12 protein-coding genes and 3 pseudogenes are annotated in these 15,723 nt (G+C 58.0%); 3 read left to right on the forward strand and 12 right to left on the reverse strand.

Annotated features, from left to right (window positions below; translation table 11 throughout):
- Positions 1 to 4 precede the first annotated feature (4 nt).
- On the forward strand, positions 5 to 1,168 hold the full coding sequence (fadA, locus tag ABOC21_RS24010) for an acetyl-CoA C-acyltransferase FadA (protein ID WP_426813528.1): 1,164 nt from the start codon (positions 5 to 7) through the stop codon (positions 1,166 to 1,168).
- Between the two features lie 258 nt (positions 1,169 to 1,426).
- Here the strand turns inward: fadA and fre are convergent, their stop codons facing one another.
- Together fre and ubiD are read right to left on the reverse strand one after the other, a co-directional pair.
- A complete protein-coding gene (gene fre, locus ABOC21_RS24015; RefSeq protein WP_095105211.1) occupies positions 1,427 to 2,128 on the reverse strand; it encodes an NAD(P)H-flavin reductase in 702 nt (233 codons plus the stop codon).
- 55 nt (positions 2,129 to 2,183) lie between these two features.
- On the reverse strand, positions 2,184 to 3,653 hold the full coding sequence (gene ubiD, locus ABOC21_RS24020) for a 4-hydroxy-3-polyprenylbenzoate decarboxylase (protein ID WP_426813529.1): 1,470 nt from the start codon (positions 3,651 to 3,653) through the stop codon (positions 2,184 to 2,186).
- Between the two features lie 177 nt (positions 3,654 to 3,830).
- On the opposite strand from ubiD, the gene rfaH reads away from it, so the two are divergent.
- Positions 3,831 to 4,319, forward strand: a complete 489-nt coding sequence (gene rfaH, locus ABOC21_RS24025) for a transcription/translation regulatory transformer protein RfaH (protein WP_426813530.1) — start codon at positions 3,831 to 3,833, stop codon at positions 4,317 to 4,319.
- An 8-nt stretch (positions 4,320 to 4,327) separates the two neighbouring features.
- On the opposite strand, the gene tatD is transcribed toward rfaH, so the two are convergent.
- The 9 genes and pseudogenes from tatD to udp form a co-directional block, all read right to left on the reverse strand.
- The gene (tatD, locus tag ABOC21_RS24030; protein WP_426813531.1) at positions 4,328 to 5,122 is read right to left on the reverse strand and encodes a 3'-5' ssDNA/RNA exonuclease TatD; all 795 of its coding nucleotides are present in this window, start codon (positions 5,120 to 5,122) and stop codon (positions 4,328 to 4,330) included.
- Positions 5,123 to 5,149: 27 nt separating this feature from the next.
- A pseudogene (gene tatC, locus ABOC21_RS24035) lies at positions 5,150 to 5,924 on the reverse strand (Sec-independent protein translocase subunit TatC).
- Positions 5,925 to 5,926: 2 nt separating this feature from the next.
- On the reverse strand, positions 5,927 to 6,463 hold the full coding sequence (tatB, locus tag ABOC21_RS24040; RefSeq protein WP_426813532.1) for a Sec-independent protein translocase protein TatB: 537 nt from the start codon (positions 6,461 to 6,463) through the stop codon (positions 5,927 to 5,929).
- Between the two features lie 3 nt (positions 6,464 to 6,466).
- Positions 6,467 to 6,718, reverse strand: coding sequence for a Sec-independent protein translocase subunit TatA (tatA, locus tag ABOC21_RS24045; protein WP_426813533.1), 252 nt, complete (start codon positions 6,716 to 6,718; stop codon positions 6,467 to 6,469).
- 131 nt (positions 6,719 to 6,849) lie between these two features.
- Positions 6,850 to 8,490 carry a ubiquinone biosynthesis regulatory protein kinase UbiB gene (gene ubiB / locus ABOC21_RS24050; protein WP_426813534.1) on the reverse strand — a complete coding sequence of 547 codons (1,641 nt, stop codon included), beginning with the start codon at positions 8,488 to 8,490 and terminating at the stop codon, positions 6,850 to 6,852.
- Positions 8,487 to 9,092: a ubiquinone biosynthesis protein UbiJ gene (gene ubiJ, locus ABOC21_RS24055; RefSeq protein WP_426813535.1), complete on the reverse strand. Its 606-nt coding sequence runs from the start codon at positions 9,090 to 9,092 to the stop codon at positions 8,487 to 8,489. The genes ubiB and ubiJ overlap by 4 nt, the downstream gene beginning before the upstream one ends.
- Positions 9,093 to 9,104: 12 nt before the next feature.
- Complete coding sequence (ubiE, locus tag ABOC21_RS24060; RefSeq protein WP_426813536.1) at positions 9,105 to 9,860, reverse strand: bifunctional demethylmenaquinone methyltransferase/2-methoxy-6-polyprenyl-1,4-benzoquinol methylase UbiE; 756 nt, start codon at positions 9,858 to 9,860, stop codon at positions 9,105 to 9,107.
- A gap of 70 nt (positions 9,861 to 9,930) precedes the next feature.
- Positions 9,931 to 11,379 (reverse strand): DNA recombination protein RmuC, encoded by a 1,449-nt coding sequence (gene rmuC, locus ABOC21_RS24065; protein ID WP_426813537.1) that lies wholly within the window; start codon positions 11,377 to 11,379, stop codon positions 9,931 to 9,933.
- Positions 11,380 to 11,520: 141 nt separating this feature from the next.
- A complete protein-coding gene (gene udp, locus ABOC21_RS24070) occupies positions 11,521 to 12,282 on the reverse strand; it encodes a uridine phosphorylase (RefSeq protein WP_041143515.1) in 762 nt (253 codons plus the stop codon).
- A 267-nt stretch (positions 12,283 to 12,549) separates the two neighbouring features.
- On the opposite strand from udp, the pseudogene ABOC21_RS24075 reads away from it, so the two are divergent.
- Positions 12,550 to 13,366: pseudogene (locus tag ABOC21_RS24075) on the forward strand (dienelactone hydrolase family protein).
- A 74-nt stretch (positions 13,367 to 13,440) separates the two neighbouring features.
- Here ABOC21_RS24075 and metE read toward each other — a convergent pair.
- Positions 13,441 to 15,706 (reverse strand): annotated as a pseudogene (metE, locus tag ABOC21_RS24080) (5-methyltetrahydropteroyltriglutamate--homocysteine S-methyltransferase).
- Positions 15,707 to 15,723 lie beyond the last annotated feature (17 nt).

A 15,723-nucleotide genomic window follows, 5' to 3' on the forward strand; every position in this document is an offset into this window, starting at 1 on the left:
CACAATGGAACAGGTTGTCATTGTCGATGCAATTCGTACCCCGATGGGCCGTTCAAAAGGCGGCGCGTTTCGCCACGTGCGCGCGGAAGACCTCTCCGCGCACCTGATGCGTAGCCTGCTATCGCGTAATCCGGCGCTCGACGCGACCACGATCGACGATATCTACTGGGGCTGCGTACAGCAAACGCTGGAGCAGGGTTTTAACATCGCCCGTAACGCCGCGCTGCTGGCGGAGATCCCGCACTCGGTGCCCGCGACGACGGTTAACCGCCTGTGCGGTTCATCGATGCAGGCGCTGCACGATGCGGCACGCATGATCATGACCGGCGACGCCAGCGTCTGCCTGATTGGCGGCGTGGAGCATATGGGCCACGTCCCGATGAGCCACGGCATCGATTTCCACCCGGGTCTTAGCCGTAACGTCGCTAAAGCCGCCGGCATGATGGGCCTGACGGCAGAAATGCTGGCGCGTCTTCACGGCATCAGCCGCGAAATGCAGGACCAGTTTGCCGCACGCTCCCACGCTCGGGCATGGGCAGCCACGCAATCCGGCGCCTTTAAAAATGAGATTGTCGCCACGGGCGGTCACGATGCCGACGGGGTACTGAAATCATTTAACTATGATGAAGTTATTCGCCCGGAAACCACCGTGGAAGCGCTGGCCGCGCTGCGGCCCGCCTTTGACCCGGTCACCGGCACCGTCACGGCGGGGACCTCTTCCGCCCTCTCCGACGGCGCTGCCGCCATGCTGCTAATGAGCGAGAGCCGCGCCCGAGAGCTGGGGCTGAAACCCCGCGCCCGCGTACGCTCAATGGCCGTTGTCGGCTGCGATCCGTCCATCATGGGCTACGGCCCGGTTCCGGCATCAAAGCTGGCGCTGAAAAAGGCCGGACTAAGCGCCAGCGATATCGATGTTTTTGAAATGAACGAAGCGTTTGCCGCGCAGATCCTGCCGTGCATAAAAGATCTGGGCCTGATGGAGCAGATCGACGAAAAGATCAACCTTAACGGCGGGGCGATCGCCCTGGGCCACCCGCTGGGCTGCTCCGGCGCGCGTATCAGCACCACGTTAATTAATCAGATGGAACGCAAAGACGCGCAGTTTGGGCTGGCCACCATGTGCATCGGTTTAGGTCAGGGGATCGCGACGGTATTTGAGCGGATTTAATTGAAGGGGGTTCTCAACGCCACTGGCCACAGAACAGCCGAAGGCTGCCTTCGGTGAGGGACACGGATGTCCCTTATTCATCCCGATGAGCTGACGCAAGTGAGTAATGCGGGTGAATGAGCGCCGCCAACGCAGTGATGGAGACAATGGCGAAGAGAGAAGGTTTAGTTGCCGTTCTTCCCGCCTGTCAGGGGCGGGTTTTTTATTTCTGCAATCTACCATCAGCCGCCCCTTCCCGAAAGAACGGGGCGCCGATAATCAGATAAACGCGAAGGCATCGCCAAACAGGCGATCTTCACGCGCATGACGCTCGTTGCAGAACAGGTCGCGGGCAATTTTGGCCATCTCGAAGCGACCGGCGATGTAGATATCATGCTCCGCCAGGGTGCCGTAATCCTGCAGCACCGCGGTCAGCACGGTCCCGGAACGTCCGCGCCAGTCTTCTTCCGGCTGTTCAACAACCGGCTCGATGCGCAGGCCAGGATGCTCAATGCTCAGCGCTTCCAGCTCAGACAGATCGTAGAGGTGCTTCGCCTCGCGGCCGCCCCAGTAGATGGCGATATCGCGATTCGGATTGCGGGCCAGGGCCGTTAACAGAATGGAACGCACGTAGGAAAAACCGGTTCCCCCGGCAATGAGGATGAGGGGACGATCCTCATCTTCACGCAGCCAGGCTTCGCCATGCGGGATATCAACCTCAATCTCACGCTCTTTCAGGATGCGATCCATTACCGCCATCGCATACAGATTTAGTTCAGAAGCGCCGATATGCAGTTCAATAAACTCCTGCTCTGCGGGGGTAGAGGCCATAGAAAACGGACGCTTGTCGCGCTCGTCCATTACCACCATCAGATACTGGCCGGCGCGGAAAGAGAAAGCCGCTTCAGGCACTAATCGAACGCGATACACGGTATCGGTAATCGCCTCCACCGAGGTCACTTTACAGCTTAAGGTTGTCATGCGTCCCCTCTGTCGGGTCAATAGAGCAAAACAGCGGCGTTAGCCCCGCTTACTGTTATTTAAAGATAGCCAGCTCGTCCCAGATGGCGTCGACGCGCGCCGTCACCTCAGGATCTTTTTTAATTGGGCGGCCCCATTCTCGCTGGGTTTCGCCTGGCCATTTGTTGGTGGCATCCAGCCCCATTTTTGAGCCCAGGCCGGAAACCGGCGAGGCAAAATCCAGATAATCAATTGGCGTATTTTCTACCAGTACCGTATCACGAGCCGGGTCCATCCGGGTAGTAATCGCCCAGATCACATCGTTCCAGTCGCGCGCGTTAACGTCATCATCGCAGACAATAACGAACTTGGTGTACATAAACTGGCGCAGGAACGACCATACGCCCATCATCACGCGCTTAGCATGTCCGGCGTACTGTTTCTTCATGGTGACCACCGCCAGGCGGTAAGAGCACCCTTCCGGCGGCAGATAGAAATCGACAATTTCCGGGAACTGCTTTTGCAGAATCGGCACGAAGACTTCGTTTAGCGCTACGCCTAACACGGCAGGCTCATCGGGCGGCCTTCCGGTGTAGGTCGAATGGTAAATGGCATCTTCGCGCCGGGTGATATGGGTCACCGTAAATACCGGGAAGCTATCCACTTCGTTGTAATAGCCGGTGTGGTCGCCGTACGGTCCTTCCGGCGCCATTTCCCCCGGCTCAATATACCCTTCCAGCACGATTTCAGCGCTGGCGGGCACTTCCAGATCGTTAGAAATACACTTCACGACTTCCGTTTTCGTTCCGCGCAGCAGGCCGGCAAAAGCGTACTCTGAAAGGGTATCGGGAACCGGCGTCACTGCCGCAAGAATTGTCGCCGGGTCGGCGCCGAGCGCCACGGAGACCGGGAAACGCTCTCCCGGATGCGCCGCGCACCACTCCTGGAAATCCAGCGCGCCGCCGCGATGGGATAGCCAGCGCATAATCAGCTTATTTTTGCCAATCAGCTGCTGGCGATAGATGCCCAGGTTCTGCCGCTCCTTATGCGGGCCGCGGGTTACCGTCAGCCCCCAGGTAATCAGCGGCGCGGCATCATCCGGCCAGCAGGTCATGATCGGGATCTGCGTCAGGTCAACGCTCTCGCCTTCGATAATTTTCTGCTGACAAGGAGCGCCGCGCAGGCGCTTAGTCGGCATATTCAGTACCTGCTTAAACTGCGGCAGCTTATCGAAGAGATCGCGGAAGCCTTTTGGCGGCTCGGGCTCTTTGAGGAAAGCTAACAGCTTGCCCACTTCCCGCAGCGCGCTAACGTCTTCCTGCCCCATGCCCATCGCCACGCGCTTAGGCGTGCCAAACAGATTACACAGCACCGGCATGGTGTAACCTTTAGGATTCTCAAATAACAGAGCCGGGCCGCCGGCACGTAAAGTGCGATCGGCAATTTCGGTGATTTCCAGATGAGGATCGACCGGCAGGGATATCCTTTTCAGCTCCCCCTGCTGCTCCAGTAATGTCAGAAAGTCGCGTAGATCGTGGTATTTCATGGAGTTGTTATTGACCTCTATACAGGCGGCTGATTATACGGTGTTCGCCGGCGCCATGCTGTACTTTTGTTAAATTAGCGTGAAAGAATATAGAATTTTAGTTTTCACTTATAATGGCTTTCGCGATCGCTCCAGGCTTTTGTTATGCTTGCTACTAATCGAGTGGAAAGAGTTATTATGCAAGCCTGGTATTTACTGTATTGCAAGCGTGGGCAGCTTCAGCGCGCCCAGGAACATCTCGAACGGCAGGCGGTCAATTGCCTGATGCCGACGATCGCACTGGAAAAAATTGTCCGCGGTAAACGCACTACGGTCAGCGAACCCCTGTTCCCTAACTATCTGTTTATCGAATTCGATCCGGAAGTTATCCATACCACGACCATTAGCGCTACGCGCGGCGTGAACAGCTTCGTGCGTTTCGGCGCCCAGCCGGCTACCGTACCGTCGGCGGTTATTCATCAGCTCTCGATCTATAAACCGGAAGGCATTACGGACCCGGAAACGCCGCACGGGGGCGATAGCGTGCTGATCACCGACGGCGCGTTCGAAGGCCTGCAGGCGATCTTCAGCGAGCCGGATGGCGAAACCCGCTCGATACTGCTGCTGAACCTGCTTAACAAGCAGGTGCTGCAAAGCGTCAAAAATACCGACTTCCATAAAATCTGACGGCACGGTTAAAAGCGAACGCCAAACAGCGTTCTGGCGTTCGCGTCCGTAACCTCTTCCAGCCACTGAGCCTCCTCGCCGCGCCAGCCGGCAACGCGCGTCAGAATATGCGGCAGATGCATGGGCTCATTGCGCCGGGAATGGGGTTTAGGGCTCAGGTCCCGCGGCAGTAAATAGGGCGCATCGGTCTCAATCAGCAGGCGATCGGCCGGGATCTCCGTCAGCAGATTGCGCAGCTCAAGGCCGCGACGCTCATCGCATACCCAGCCGGTGATCCCGATATACAAATCTCTCTTCAGACACTCGCGCACCTCATCACGACTGCCGGTGAAGCAGTGCAGCACCGCGCCGGGCAGCTTATCCAGCCACGGCGCGAGCAGCGTCAGAAAGCGCTCGTGGGCGTCGCGGCAGTGCAAAAAGACCGGCAGCGAAAGCTCGGCCGCCAGCGCCAGCTGCGCGCTAAACGCCGCTTCCTGCTCCGCCGGCGTCGAAAAGTTGCGGTTGAAATCGAGGCCGCATTCGCCAATTGCTACCACTTCCGGCCTGCGCGCCAGCTCGCCGATCGCCGCCGCGACCGACTCCGTCCAGCTGCTGCCATCATGCGGGTGTACCCCAGCGGTTGACCAGCAGCGGGAATAGCGCCGCGCCATCTGCTGCGCCTGTTCGCTTTCATGGAGATTGGTGCCGGTCAGCAGCATACCGGTCACTCCGGCGGCCTGAGCGCGGGTAACGACCTCATCGCGATCGCGAGAAAACTGCGAGCTGGTCAGATTTACGCCAATATCAAACATCGCCACTCCCATATGACAACCGCCCTGACGGGCGGTTAGTTACTCTTCTTTGCTGCCCGCCTCTTCGGCGGCGGCATCTTCATCACGCGTCAGGCGTTTTCCGGTGTAGAAGCGGGCGAAGAAGACGCCAACTTCAAACAGGCAGTACATCGGAATCGCCAGCAGCGTTTGCGAGAATACGTCCGGCGGCGTCAGCAGCATACCCACAACGAAGGCGCCGACCAGCACATAGGGCCGCTTCTTACGTAGATCGTCCGGCGTGGTAACGCCCATCCAGCACAGCAGCACGATGGCCACCGGCACTTCAAACGAGACGCCGAAGGCGATAAATAACGCCATAACGAAGTCGAGATAGCTGCGGATATCGGTGGAGACCTGCACGCCTTCCGGCGCCGCGTGCGTCAGGAAGCCAAACGCCAGCGGGAATACCACAAAGTAGGCGAAGGCCATACCGGTATAGAACAGCAGCGTGCTGGAGACCAGCAGCGGCATCACCAGCCGGCGTTCATGCTTATACAGCGCCGGCGCCACAAACGCCCAGACCTGATAAAGAATGACCGGCACCGACAATATGATCGAGACCATAAACGTCAGCTTGATCGGCGTAAAGAAAGGTGAGGCTACGTCCGTGGCGATCATCGTCGCGCCAACCGGCATCTGCCGGATAAGCGGGGCCGAGACCAGCTGATAGATGTCGTTGGCAAAGTAAACCAACGCCAGAAAAATCACCAGAATCGCGAGAATGCTGTTGATCAGACGCTTACGCAGGCTCAATCAGATGCGAAATTAGCGGTTGAGTATCGTCTACGCCCATTTTTACGGTTTATCACTCGATGCGGGGGAGGAATCGGTCGCTTTTACGGCGGCGTTTTCTTTGGCTTCAGGAAGCTCGGTCGACAGCGGAAGCGGCTCATCGACAGCGCCGGCTGGTGCATGAACCGGCGCGCTGGCCTGGTGCTCGGCCGTCGCCGGCGTGATGTCCTGGCGCTGTTCTTCGCTGCCTTTCACCACCGGGTTATGGATAGTGTTCGCTTCGTCACTGGCTTTCTCAGGATCGTGAGCGGAATAGGATCGCTTCATGGATTCGGCCGCTTCACGCAGCTCGTCCATAGAGGCCTTCAGCTCAGGCGTCAGGTTGTCCAGGCTCGCCTTTTCGACCTTCTTCAGGCTTTCCTGAAACTCCTGCAGTTTTAGTTCCTGAGTAATTTCATTTTGTACGGTGGCCGCCAGCGAGCGCAGCGTACGGATCCAGCTCGCCACCGTTTTTACCGCTACGGGCAGCCGCTGCGGCCCTAGCACGATGAGGCCAATCACAAACACCAACAGTAGTTCACTAAAACCGATATCGAACACGAATTATACCTGCTCTTTGTCGTGGCGTTTTGTCTCGTCTTTTTTCGCATCATCCTGCTTATCAGCGATGGATTTCGCCGCAAAATCCGCGTCCGGAGCCCCGTTGTCAGGCTTTTCATCATCATTCATGGCCTTTTTAAAGCCCTTGATTGATGCGCCTAAATCCGACCCCAGCGAGCTCAGCTTTTTTGTCCCAAAAAGCAGAACGACGATGACGACAACAATTAATAACTGCCAGATACTGATACCACCCATACACAATCCCCTATGACAGATGATGAATTAATGGGACGCATTATACACGTCATCCCGCGGGCCGCCTCTTCGTCAGGCCGCTCGCATGACTTCGCGTAAAAACGAATGCGCCGTGATGAAGGCGATACCGCCTAGCGCGTTTTGCGCCAGCCAATCAGCCAGGTCACAACGCCACCGGCCATTAGCCAGCCGGGCATCAGGCCCCACTCCGGCCGGTGGATGAGTAACAGAGTACCGCTCAGTAACAAAACGGCGCCTATACCAAACAGATAACGGGACTGCCCCTGACGCGCGTGCCGCACCTGGATGTCGCGGACAATCGTATCAACGCTGTTCTGCAGCTGCTTGCTCTGCTGCAGGCTTTGGTACACCAGCTCCGGTATCTCCGGCATTCTTTCGATCCAGAACGGCGCTTTTTCCTTGAACGCGCGTACCAGCGCCGGAATGCCGACCTGATCTTTAATCCATGACTCAAGGAAAGGCTTCGCCGTTTTCCACAAGTCTAACTGAGGATAGAGCTGGCGGCCTACCCCTTCTACGTAAAGTAATGTCTTCTGTAACAATACCAGCTGCGGCTGAACTTCCATATTGAAGCGCCGGGCGGTGTTGAACAGGTTCAACAGCACATGGCCAAAGGAGATTTCAGCCAGCGGTTTTTCGAAAATGGGTTCGCAGACGGTGCGGATGGCAAATTCGAACTCTTCAACGTTTGTATCCGCAGGCACCCAGCCGGAGTCAACGTGCAGCTCGGCAACTTTACGATAATCGCGGTTGAAGAAGGCAATAAAGTTTTCCGCCAGATAGCGCTTATCCTCTTTATTCAGCGAGCCCACGATACCGCAATCAATGCCGATATATTTTGGATTCTCCGGATGTTCGTAGCTGACAAAAATATTCCCCGGGTGCATGTCGGCGTGGAAGAAGCTGTCGCGGAATACCTGGGTGAAAAAGACCTGCACGCCCCGCTCAGCGAGCAGCTTCATATTGGTGCCCTGAGCTTCCAGCGCCTCGACATCGGAAACCGGGATGCCGTAAATCCGCTCCATCACCATCATGCCTTCGCTGCAGTAGTCGGAGTACACCTCCGGCACGTAGAGCATCGGGCTATCTTCAAAATTCCGCCGCAGCTGGATAGCGTTTGCCGATTCGCGCAGCAGGTTGAGCTCGTCGAGCAGCGTTTTTTCATATTCGCACACCACTTCCTGCGGACGCAGGCGGCGGCCGTCGGGCAGCAGGCGGGGCACCCAGCGCGCCAGGCGATAGATAAGCTTCATATCCGCTTTGATAACCGGCACGATGTCCGGGCGGATAACCTTAATAACGATCTCTTTGCCGTTTTCTTTCAGGCGCGCGGTATGTACCTGGGCAATCGAGGCGGAAGCCAGCGGCTCAATCGAGAAATCATCAAACCAGGCCTCAACCGGAAGGCCGCCCATCGCCTGCTCGATCTGTTTTTTAGCCAGCTGGCCATCAAACGGCGCCACGCGATCCTGCAGGAGCGCGAGCTGATCGGCAATTTGCGGAGGGAAGAGATCGCGACGGGTTGACAGCATCTGACCAAATTTGATCCAGACGGGTCCCAGCTCCTGCAGCGCAAGGCGTAAGCGTGCGCCGAGAGGTTGGTCTTTATGACGATTTGGCATCCAGAACAGCGTGCGCCGCCAGATACGCAGCGGCAGCGTGATACGCATTTTGGGGATCAGCTCATCAAGCCCGTAGCTCAAAAAGGTGCGGATAATAAGATACAGGCGCCGTAATTCTCCTGGCGTCATTTGCCCTCCAGCATGTCCAGCCGTTTTTCAAGCGCAGCCAGGGCGCGTTCCGCGGCGGCGGTCTCTTCCCCAAACCAGGCCATTTCCAGCGGGCCCGGCGCCAGACGCCACTCTTCGGTGAGCGTCTCAGCGATATACCGCTGCTGGCGCTGCGCGCCGTGCAGCAGGAAGCGGGCGCCGGTGCGGAATACTTTGCTGACGCCCTCGGCGACGATATCGCCGGTATACGGCGCCAGCAGCTCTGCGGGATCGAACTCCGCCAGATCGCACAGCGTCACCATATTCTGCACCACCTGCAGATCGCCCTGCACCTGCAGGTCGCCGCTGCGGATAAGCGCGGTAAGCTGCTGACGATTGCGCAGCTGCGGCAGGACGCTCAGGCGGGTGATGACGGTACAATCCGCGGCGCCTTCCCACGCGCCGAGTACATCGACCTGACGGTCGCTAAAGGCCAGAACCACCGGCGTCGCCAACTCCTGCAGCTCCACGCGCAGCACTTTCCCTGACAAACGCTGACGCGCCGGTTTTAAGGCTTTATCACGCCAGAGAAAGGTATTCAGGACCGTCTCAATACCCGCGGTGACCAGTGGTTTGAAAGGCATAGCGTCCCCCTGTCAGAACTTATAACCGCGGTGTAACGCCACGATACCTGCCGTCAGGTTGTAGTAGTCGACGCTTTCAAAGCCCGCATCCTGCATCATGCCCTTCAGGGTGTCCTGATCGGGGTGCATGCGAATAGATTCCGCCAGGTAGCGATAGCTTTCGCCGTCGTTGGCCACCAGTTCACCCACGCGCGGCAGGATATGGAAGGAGTAGGCGTCGTACGCTTTGCTAAGCGGCTCAATAATCGGTTTTGAAAATTCCAGCACCAGCAGGCGTCCGCCCGGCTTCAGCACTCGGTACATAGAGCGCAGCGCTTTTTCTTTATCGGTGACGTTACGCAGGCCGAATGAAATGGTGATGCAGTCAAAGGTGTTATCGGCAAACGGCAGCGCTTCCGCATTGGCCTGAACGTATTCAACGTTACCGATAATGCCGATGTTGCGCAGCTTTTCGCGGCCTATTTTCAGCATGGAATCGTTAATATCTGCCAGCATGACGCGGCCAGTCTCGCCGACCAGGCGGGAGAATTTTGCCGTCAGGTCGCCGGTGCCGCCGGCCAGATCCAGCACGGTTTGCCCACGACGCACGCCGCTGCAATCGATGGTGAAACGCTTCCACAAACGATGAATACCGAACGACATCAAATCATTCATCACATCATATTTTGCGGCCACAGAATGGAATACATGCGCCACCATGTCCGCCTTCTGCTCTTTGGCAACCGTCTGAAAGCCAAAGTGCGTCGTTTCTTGTGAATCCTCAACCATCTCAATGCCTGCTTGCTTATCAAGAAAATGTTCGTCGAGTGTAACAGATTTAGCGCATTTCCCATACGGTTCAACGCGGCTGAGAACCCTCACCCGACAGCGATGCAGCGAAAGACTCTGACGAAAAATCGTTATTTTCCGTTGAGTTATCATCCTCATCCAGCCGGTATTCATCGTCCCGGGCTGTTGCCTGTTCGACTAAGTCAGGATTAATCCCGCGCTTAACCTCCACCCCGAGGCCGCGAAAGGCTTCAGCCTGCACCAGCAGGTTACCGCGGCCGGAGGCCAGCTTTTTCATCGCCTGGCGGTAATTATCCTGCGCTTTATCGAGGCTCTGGCCTATTGCGGACATATCATCGACGAACAGCCGCATTTTGTCGTACAGGCGGCCCGCGCGTTCGGCAATCTTCTGCGCATTGCGGCTTTGGTGCTCATAGCGCCAGAGATTGGCGATAGTGCGTAACGCCACCAGCAGCGTGGTGGGGCTGACCAGCATAATATTGTGCTGCAGCGCTTCGCTGATAAGCTCGGGCTGGCGATCTATCGCCAGCAGAAATGCGGGTTCGACGGGGATAAACATCAGGACGTAGTCGAGCGATCGCAGCCCCGGCAGCTGTTGATAATCTTTCCTGCCAAGCAGGCGGATATGGCTGCGCACCGACGCAATATGCTCCTGCAGCGCCGCCTCGCGGGCGTAATCATCTTCGGCGTTAAAGTAGCGCTCATAGGCCACCAGCGTCATTTTGGCATCAATGACCACGTCTTTTCCCTGCGGCAAACGGACGATCACGTCCGGCTGCATTCGCGAGCGGTTTTCCGTTTCAATGCTGACCTGGGTCTGGTATTCGTGGCCTTCCCGCAGCCCGGAAGCCTCCAGCACGCGGGTTAGAACCACTTCCCCCCAGTTACCCTGGGTTTTGTTATCGCCCTTAAGGGCGCGGGTCAGGTTCAGGGCCTCCTGGGCCATCCGGGTATTGAGCTGCTGCAGGTTGCGAATTTCATGGGCGAGGGTGTGACGCTCTCGCGCCTCCTGGCCGAAGCTCTCCTGTACCTGGCGACGAAAGCCGTCCAGCTGTTCACGCAGCGGCGTCAGCAGGCCGTGCAGGCTTTGTCGGTTCTGCTCGTCAACCCGCCGGTTGCTGTGTTCGAAGATACGGTTAGCCAGATTTTCAAACTGCTCGCTGAGGCGCTGCTCGCTGTTCACCATCTGGCGAATTTTCTCTTCCGCATGTAGCCGGGTGGAGTCAAGGCGGGTGGTGACTTCACGGAGATCGGCCTCCAGCGAACTATTGATATCGCGCAGGCTGCGCAGCTCATTATTCAGCAGTTCGCACTCGTCGCGCCAGTGGGCCGCCTGCACCAGCTGCTGGCGGGCCGAGCTCAGCTCTATATCCAGCTCGCGCCGCTCTTCGATAAGGTCGGCACGCGTCCGATCGGCAGCGGCCTTCGTCGCCAGCCAGCCGACGATCAGCCCTGCGACCAGCGCCACGATGGCACTTATAATCATTGAGATATCCACAACGCCCCCTGCTACTGCAGCCGCTTACGGCACAAAAATAGAATTGTGCTGTACAAACGTCCAGTTTAAAAGGAATTTCCTGCGAGGCGCAGCGCAAAAAAGAGAGGCCGGGCGAGCCGGCCTTTGCAACAAGGGGAGGAACTACAGCAGGCGGCGGGCCGCTTCAACGACAATTTTCACCGCATGGCTTTCGGTTTGCTTCATGGTTTCAGCGTTAGGTATTTCCTGCTGGGTGCGGTTCACGATCACCCCGGCAACCATCCCGGCGCGCAGGCCCTGGCTGGAGCACATGGTCAGCAGCGTGGCGGATTCCATCTCGTAGTTCATGACGCCCATCGCCTGCCACTCTGCCATCGAGCCTTTAAAACGGCTCACCACGCGACCGGAAACGGTGTCATAGCGCTCCTGGCCCGGATAGAAGGTATCGGAAGAGGCGGTTACGCCGATATGGGTCGTCGCGCCGATTGATTTAGCCGCTTCCACCAGCGCGGTGGTGCAGGCGAAATCAGCGACGGCCGGATACTCCATTGGCGCAAAGTGCAGGCTCGCGCCGTCGAGGCGTACGGATGCGGTAGTCACCAGAACGTCGCCAACGTTGATATTCGGCTGGATGGCGCCGGTGGTGCCAATACGCAGGAAGGTATTGATTCCCAGCTGAGCCAGCTCTTCTACGGCAATCGACGTCGACGGGCCGCCGATACCGGTAGAGCATACGATCACCGGCTTGCCGTCAAGTTCGGCGCGCCAGGAGGTAAATTCGCGGTGCGATGCCAGCTTGACCGGCTTATCCATCAGCGCGGCGATCTTTTCCACACGCTCCGGATCGCCAGGGACGATAGCCAGCGTAGCCCCTTGTAAATCGTTTTTGGTGAGGCCGAGATGAAAAACATCAGACTTAGACATAAAAAACTCCTCTGTGGGTCGAATTATCAGCAGAAGCAAAACGGTACTTTACAGAAGCCACCCGCTTAATTTTGTGACACCAATCACCATGAATGAAAATCATTGCAACGATATTCCACTAAATAGTGAGTTACGTCACATTAACAAGTTATATTCACTGCGCCTGAACAAAAGATAGCCTGTTTCAGGCACTGTGATTTGTTAACGACTGGTCTTAAGAGTCTATAGTTATCGATGCGCTAATAAATTAAGGGTACGGAGAATACCATGACTACAACCAAGCAACCCGGCTTTGCACCTGCAGCCACCCCGCACGCATCTACCGCCGTTCATACGTCGGAAGAGAGCATTACCGCCGGAGAAACCTCGATCCCTTCCCAGGGAGAGAATATGCCGGCGTACCATGCCCGGCCGAAAAATAGCGATGGGCCGCTGCCGGTGGTTATCGTGGTACAGGAAATTTTCGGCGTCCATGAGCATATTCGCGACGTTTGCCGTCGTCTGGCGCTGGAAGGCTATCTGGCTATCGCCCCGGAGCTGTACTTTCGCCAGGGCGATCCGAACGAGTACACCGATATCCCGACGCTATTTCAGGAGCTGGTCAGCAAAGTCCCGGACTCGCAGGTGCTGGCAGACCTTGACCACGTAGCCAGGCTGGGCGGCGCGTCATGGGGGCGATGCCCATCGTCTGCTGGTCACCGGCTTCTGCTGGGGTGGCCGTATTACCTGGCTCTACGCCGCGCATAACCCGCAGCTGAAGGCCGCCGTCGCCTGGTACGGCAAGCTGGTCGGGCAGAAAACGCTGAACTCCGCGAAGCATCCGGTGGACGTCGCCGTCGATCTTAACGCGCCGGTGCTGGGACTTTACGGCGCGAAGGATGACAGCATCCCGCAGGATACGGTAGAAACCATGCGCCAGGCGCTGCGCGCCGCCAACGCGACGGCGGAGATCGTGGTCTATCCGCAGGCCGGCCACGCGTTTAATGCCGACTATCGCGCCAGCTACCATGAGGAGTCGGCGCAGGACGGCTGGCAGCGCATGCTGGCGTGGTTTGCCCAGTACGGCGGGAGCAAGAAGGCTTAAGCTTACGCTTTCGGTGCATAAAAAAGAGGAGGCCTTAGCCTCCTCTTTTATTGCCTTATTAGCGCAGCGGCGCTTTATGCGGATTCGCGCAGGTTCTGCGCAGCTTTCACCATGTTAGCCAGCGCGGCGCGGGTTTCCGGCCAGCCGCGAGTTTTCAGGCCGCAGTCCGGGTTAACCCACAGACGCTCCGCCGGGATACGCTGAGCGGCTTTCTCCAGCAGGGCTTCAATCCACTCCACGCTCGGGACGTTAGGCGAGTGGATGTCATATACGCCCGGCCCGATTTCGTTCGGGTATTCGAACTCCTCGAACGACTCCAGCAGACTCCATGTCGGAACGCGAGGTCTCGATGGTAATCACGTCCGCGTCCAGCGCCGCGATAGAATCCATGATGTCGTTGAACTCGCAGTAGCACATATGGGTATGGATCTGGGTATTATCCTGCGCCACGGCGGCGTTGATGCGGAAAGCTTCCACGCCCCACTGGAGGTATGCATCCCAGTCGCTACGCTTGAGGGGCAGACCTTCGCGCAGCGCCGGTTCATCAATCTGAATGATGCCGATACCGGCCGCTTCCAGATCCGCCACTTCGTCACGCAGCGCCAGCGCAATCTGCTTAGCGACGGTTTCGCGGCTGACGTCTTCCCGCGGGAAGGACCAGCACAGAATCGTCACCGGGCCGGTCAGCATGCCTTTCACCGGTTTGTCGGTGAGAGACTGCGCGTACTTCGCCCACTCAACGGTGATGGCCTCCGGGCGGCTGACGTCGCCGATAACCACCGGCGGCTTCACGCAGCGTGAACCGTAGCTCTGCACCCAGCCGTTTTGCGTAAAGATAAAGCCGTCGAGATGCTCGCCGAAATACTCCACCATGTCGTTACGCTCGGCTTCACCGTGTACCAGCACGTCGAGGCCTAAACGCTCCTGCTCAACGATCGCCTGCTTAATATGTTCCGCAATGCCGGTACGGTAGCTGCTGGCATCGAGATTGCCCTTCTTGAAGTCCAGGCGCAGGCCGCGAATCTCGGTGGTTTGCGGGAAAGAACCGATAGTCGTGGTCGGCCACGCCGGCAGATTAAAGCGGGCGCGCTGTGCCCGGGCACGCTCCGCGTACGGACTGTGGCGCTGGCTGTCCCGGGCGGTAATGGCCGCCAGACGTTTTTCCACCGCGGCGTTGTGTACGCGGGTCGAGTGGCGACGGGCCTGAATCGGCGCGCTCCACTCCTCAATGGCGGTGGTATCGCCGCTGTTCAGCGCATCGCGCAGCAGAGCCAGCTCGGCGCATTTTTGCAGGGCGAAGGCAAACCAGCTTTTCACTTCCGCATCCAGGCGGGTTTCCACGCTCAGATCGATCGGGCTGTGCAGCAGGGAGCAGGAGGAGGCCACCCACAGCGGACGTTTGCCGACGATCGCTTTAATTTGCGCATATTTCTCGGTGAGATCCGCACGCCAGACGTTACGCCCGTTGACCAGACCCGCGGAGAGCAGCCAGTCTGACGGCAGGCGCGCGTGCACCCCGGCAACATCGTCTTTACCGTGAACCAGGTCAACGTGCAGACCCTGCACCGGCAGCGCGGTGATGGTATCGAGGTTGGCGCTAACCCCTTCAAAATAGGTGGTCAGCAGCAGCTTAACCTCGCCCTGTAGCGCGTCGTATGCTGGCTTGAAGGCGTCCAGCCACGCCTGCGGCAGCTCCAGCACCAGCGCCGGTTCATCAATTTGCACCCACTCAACGCCGCGTTTTGCCAGCTCCGCCAGCACCTGTCGATAGACCGGCAGAATGTCGTTCAGCAGCTCCAGGCGATCGAACTGCTCGCCCTTCACTTTACCCAACCACAGATAAGTGACCGGGCCAAGCAGCACGGGCTTCACCTTATGGCCCAGCGCCAGGGCTTCGTCCACTTCGTCCAGCAGCTGGGTCCAGGTCAGCTTGAACGCCTGACCTTTGACAAACTCCGGCACCATGTAGTGATAGTTGGTGTTAAACCATTTGGTCATTTCCGCCGCTGCCGCCGGTTCGCCGGTCGGCGCGCGGCCGCGGCCAATGCGGAACAGCGTATCGATATCGACGGAGCCGTCTTTGTTCTGATGACGAGCCGGCACGTTACCCAGAAGCAGGCTGGTGGTCAGAACATGGTCGTACCAGGCAAAATCGCCCACCGGCAGCAGATCGATACCCGCCTGCTTTTGCTGCTCCCAATGGCGGGCGCGCAGCTCGCGCCCCACCGCCAGCAGCTCTTCACGGGTGGTATTACCCGCCCAATAGCTCTCTTGCGCTTTTTTCAGCTCGCGGCGTAGGCCAACGCGGGGAAAACCGAGGGTGTGATTAATAATTGTCATTTTTTGAGCCTCATGAT

The sequence above is a fragment of the Klebsiella sp. WOUb02 genome (assembly GCF_050058015.1).
Lineage (GTDB): Bacteria > Pseudomonadota > Gammaproteobacteria > Enterobacterales > Enterobacteriaceae > Klebsiella.

Coding starts and splice junctions, on each gene's coding strand:
- fre (WP_095105211.1), bottom strand. CDS start 2,128: ATGACAACCTTAAGCTGTAAAGTGACCTCGGTGGAGGCGATTACCGAT.
- tatA (WP_426813533.1), bottom strand. CDS start 6,718: ATGGGTGGTATCAGTATCTGGCAGTTATTAATTGTTGTCGTCATCGTC.
- ubiD (WP_426813529.1), bottom strand. CDS start 3,653: ATGAAATACCACGATCTACGCGACTTTCTGACATTACTGGAGCAGCAG.
- ubiB (WP_426813534.1), bottom strand. CDS start 8,490: ATGACGCCAGGAGAATTACGGCGCCTGTATCTTATTATCCGCACCTTT.
- tatD (WP_426813531.1), bottom strand. CDS start 5,122: ATGGGAGTGGCGATGTTTGATATTGGCGTAAATCTGACCAGCTCGCAG.
- ubiJ (WP_426813535.1), bottom strand. CDS start 9,092: ATGCCTTTCAAACCACTGGTCACCGCGGGTATTGAGACGGTCCTGAAT.
- ubiE (WP_426813536.1), bottom strand. CDS start 9,860: ATGGTTGAGGATTCACAAGAAACGACGCACTTTGGCTTTCAGACGGTT.
- fadA (WP_426813528.1), top strand. CDS start 5: ATGGAACAGGTTGTCATTGTCGATGCAATTCGTACCCCGATGGGCCGT.
- udp (WP_041143515.1), bottom strand. CDS start 12,282: ATGTCTAAGTCTGATGTTTTTCATCTCGGCCTCACCAAAAACGATTTA.
- rfaH (WP_426813530.1), top strand. CDS start 3,831: ATGCAAGCCTGGTATTTACTGTATTGCAAGCGTGGGCAGCTTCAGCGC.